This is a genomic window from Pirellulales bacterium (genome assembly GCA_035939775.1).
GTDB lineage: Bacteria > Planctomycetota > Planctomycetia > Pirellulales > DATAWG01 > DASZFO01.
The window spans coordinates 1-3,799 of record DASZFO010000212.1 but is presented as its reverse complement, the minus strand read 5'-3'; the positions used below and the strand labels follow the sequence as shown (position 1 = coordinate 3,799).

At 60.8% G+C, this 3,799-nt stretch carries 4 protein-coding genes; 1 reads left to right on the top strand and 3 read right to left on the bottom strand.

The features are described from left to right. The 3 genes from VGY55_13355 to VGY55_13345 all read right to left on the bottom strand — a co-directional run. The coding region (locus VGY55_13355; GenBank protein HEV2970953.1) for a hypothetical protein at positions 1 to 400 on the bottom strand (400 nt) is incomplete at its 3' end. After that, a complete protein-coding gene (kdsA, locus tag VGY55_13350; GenBank protein ID HEV2970952.1) occupies positions 397 to 1,227 on the bottom strand; it encodes a 3-deoxy-8-phosphooctulonate synthase in 831 nt (276 codons plus the stop codon). The genes kdsA and VGY55_13355, both read right to left, overlap by 4 nt. Positions 1,228 to 1,325: 98 nt before the next feature. Then, a complete protein-coding gene (locus tag VGY55_13345) occupies positions 1,326 to 2,318 on the bottom strand; it encodes a diacylglycerol kinase family protein (protein ID HEV2970951.1) in 993 nt (330 codons plus the stop codon). A 589-nt stretch (positions 2,319 to 2,907) separates the two neighbouring features. Here VGY55_13345 and VGY55_13340 point away from each other — a divergent pair. Then, positions 2,908 to 3,525: a hypothetical protein gene (locus tag VGY55_13340; GenBank protein ID HEV2970950.1), complete on the top strand. Its 618-nt coding sequence runs from the start codon at positions 2,908 to 2,910 to the stop codon at positions 3,523 to 3,525. Positions 3,526 to 3,799 lie beyond the last annotated feature (274 nt).

Here is a 3,799-nt window from a genome sequence, read left to right as displayed (position 1 = left end):
ACTCGACGTTGAACTCCTGCCCGCGAGCCCATTGATTCAAGCGATCGACGACCTGCTCCAAGGCCGGTTGTTCGTCGAACTGCTCCAGCTTGTTGAGCACGTAGAGCGCGTTGCTCAACAGCGGGGCGCGGTACTGACCTTGCTCGGCCTGAGTGGTCGCTGCGGGTCCAGCCGTTGCGCCGGATGAGTCTGTGCGCGGACATCCCGGAGCGACGAGCAGCGTGACCAACAATGCCGCGAGGCAGGCCGCGGATTCATGCTTGCCAGAAATCTTGGTGCGGATCCGAAAACGGCCCGCGGAGAGGGGGACAGTCCCCTTTTTTTCCGACGACCATCGCGGCGATGGTGCCCGCAAAAAAGGGGACGGTCCCCGGCCGTTTTCGGGTAGGCTCTTCTTCACGAGAATTGCTCCACAACCGCGCGGATTCGCAAGACCCGTTCGAGGAACGAGCGGAACTCACCGAGCGGAATCATGTTGGGACCATCGCTAGGGGATTTATCGGGATCGGGATGGGTTTCGCAAAACAGGCCGTCGATGCCCAGGGCGGCGGCGGCTCGGGCCAGCGGCTCGACCATCGCCCGATTGCCGCCGGTCGCGGTCCCCAATCCGCCCGGTTCCTGAACGCTGTGCGTGGCGTCGAAGACGATCGGCACACCGAGCGCTCGCATCTGCGGGATGGCCCGCATATCGTTGACCAGGCGACCGTAGCCAAAAAACGTTCCGCGCTCGCAGAGCAGGATGTTCTGACAACCGCCCGCGGCCAGTTTCGCAACCGCATGCTGCATGTCCCACGGTGCGAGGAATTGGGCTTTCTTCACATTTACCGCGCGGCCAGTCGCCGCCGCGGCCGCCAACAAATCGGTCTGCCGGCAGAGGAAGGCCGGGATTTGCAGCAGGTCGCAGACCTCCGCAACCTGGGCCGCTTGCTGCGATTCGTGAATGTCGGTCGTGACCGGCAGGCCCGTCGCCTGCTTGACTTTACGCAAGACCTCGATGCCGCGTTCGATCCCCAGGCCGCGAAACGCTTCGCCGCTGGTGCGATTCGCCTTGTCGAACGATGCTTTGAAGATCAAATGAACCGGCAGATCGGCGGTCAACTGCTTGAGCCGTTTGGCAATCGACAATGTCAGCTCGAGCGTCTCGATCACGCATGGACCGGCGATCAGCAGCAGCGGCTCGCCGCTGCCGCACCGATATGGACCGATGATTGCCGGATTGTTTGGCATGAAGTCGGAGGTCGAACTGTTGGAGTCCAGCCTTCAGGCTGCTCCTAGCAGGCTAAAGCCTGAACTCCAACAAAAGGTTGTTAGCCGGAAGTCGTTCGTTAGCCGGTTCGCTCGCGAACCGAAGGGCGCGAGTAGCGTCGCTCGGCCCAGCCGGGCGGCACGAGCAGCGTGAGCCGATCGGGCACGATTTCGATCTCGAGCGGCAGGTAGCCGCAATGGTCGCCATCGAGATTATACGGCACCGGCTCGTCGGCCTCGATGCGAACTCGCTTTGCTCGAAGCATCGAGCAGCCGGTGACTCGCGGATGCCGCTGAAGGATCACGTTCATCAAATACCATAATCCATAGCCGAACGAACCGTGGCGAAAAGTGCAAACGTCCAGCAAGCCGTCGTCACCCAGGGCCTTCGGCGCGAATTGAAATCCAAAGGCGTATCGCGGGATATTGAACACGAATGCGAATCGAGCGCGAATCAGGGTTTCACAAGCCGGGGTGGAATTCTCGCCAAGACGGCCCGGATCACAGTATATGCGTAGCTCGGGATATTCATAACTACGGATCGTCTGCCAAATGGGTTTGAAATAGCTCCAGTGGCTGATGTTTCCCTGGCGGTTTTCGTGAAGTCGGCGAACCACCTCGGCGTCGAAACCGCAGCTTACCATCAGGGCGAACAGCCTGTCGCCGGCGCGGCCCGCATCATGGCGAACGACCGCCCCGGCGGCAATCACTTCGGCGACCTCCGACGGGGCATATGGCATATCGAGATACTTTGCCAGCAGGTTTTCCGTCCCCAGCGGCAGCGTTGTGATGGGGATTCCGGGCGGTGCTCGATTGATGAGTTCGGCGACGGTGCCATCGCCTCCCGCCCCGACTAAGGCGCGCAAACGGCCCGACGATTGCGCGGCAGCGGTGCGGTCGGTCAGTTCGTTGGGGTGGGGAACGATCTCCGCGCTCAGTCGATGGCGACTCAATGCGGCAACCAACGCATCGACCGAGCGTTTGCCAGAGGCCGCTCCTGCCCTGGGATTGGCGAGGACCAGCACCCGATCAGCGTCGGGCGGCAGAGTTTGATGGTCGGCGAGACGATCCATTTTCGGCTACGGTCCCGTTTCGAGACGGACGGCGAACGCGAACGGGGTGCTAGTCCATCCGGGGTGGGTGCGTCTTACTTTGCATTGCAGAATTCGCCAAGGTGTATCAATCCGATCCGCTCGTTGAAATAGTCATCCGAATGGCTCGAACTCGCAATCGTATGTCATAAGTGCTTTCGCTTCAAGCAACTATGAGTTGAACCCCGTTGCTGCAACCGCTCGGCACAAAGGTCCGGCACGATGGTTGCATTCCACTTCGGCCCGTCTGGCTTTCGACTGTCCATCAAGGGCAGTTGCTTTTCTGATGCTGGCCCGCGGGGTCTCTGACGGCGATTTTGGCGGGATGGTAGCCTTGCCCCTGGCCATCCGGCAAAGCCAATGTGGAATTGGCACGTCAGGGACCCCGATTTTTTTTGAGCGCAGGCCGACGCCCTCTGCTTCCGATTTTGCCGCGTTTAGCGGTTTCTCCGGCTCACTTGAGCCGCCCACGAGCTACGCTTAAGAGGCGACGTAGCGGAATTCGCCAGAATTCCGGGACCGAACGCGTAACGACGGCTGAATTTCGGGCAGTTCAGCGACGGATTCTTCGATGGCTAAGGCAACCAAATCGCCGGCTCGCGGTCCTGAACGAAAACCTCCCCCGGCGCGGAAGGTAAGGTCCGACGCCGAAGTCGATGCCCCGGTTCAGTCAGCTACCCGCGGCTTCGATTGGGGCAATGTGCTGTGCTCGCGATGGCTTGTCGCGGCGATCGTCATTTCCGTTTTGATCGAAGGCTCAATCGTCTATTTCCTTCGCAATCGAACGTCGAACGAAATGACGCCGGTCGCCGGTGAACTGGCGGTTGGCACGTTTGAATTCAGCCGGTCGGTCGGGCGCGAAAATCGAGTGCTTCGAGGTCAGTTCGACCTCTACGTTCGTTTGTCCGAAGACTTGACCGCCGCCGAGCAGCGGCAATTCCTTCAAGCCGAGCGCCAGCTTCAACAAGGGGTCGAGGAAACGCTGCGCCGGCTCCGCAGCGCCGATTTCATCGATCCGCATCTCACTCGATTGAAGGACCGCGTGCTGCACCGATTGAACGACGAACTGGGCTTTGATGGCATCGCCGAAGTGCTGGTCGCCAATTTCAAGATCGACACCAGGCAGCAGGCGGTGATCTCCGCCGCTTCGCACGACGCCGAGCCAGCGCCCGGCGCCGATGCGCGATAAGCGGCTATCGTTTGTCCCTCTCCGTTTACCCCAACGGGGTTTCGCCCTCCAGCCCAAGCAATACCCAGCGTAGGCCGAGGCGGCCAACGCTGGGCTGGTGGGCGCAAGGCCGTTGGCGTAAACGAGACGGCAATCCCGCTGGCCTTTCATCGCCAGAAGATCGATCCAAGAAGGTCGATTGCTCGATCGAGCACGTTATGGTCGCGGTCGTGATAATCGTAGGCAAACATGGGTGAGTCGGCCAACCGCTCACGGATCAGTCGCCCTTCGATTC

Bases quoted from the DNA above. Each gene is read 5' to 3' on its own strand.
- VGY55_13340 (HEV2970950.1), top strand. From the start codon at position 2,908: ATGGCTAAGGCAACCAAATCGCCGGCTCGCGGTCCTGAACGAAAACCT.
- VGY55_13345 (HEV2970951.1), bottom strand. From the start codon at position 2,318: ATGGATCGTCTCGCCGACCATCAAACTCTGCCGCCCGACGCTGATCGG.
- kdsA (HEV2970952.1), bottom strand. From the start codon at position 1,227: ATGCCAAACAATCCGGCAATCATCGGTCCATATCGGTGCGGCAGCGGC.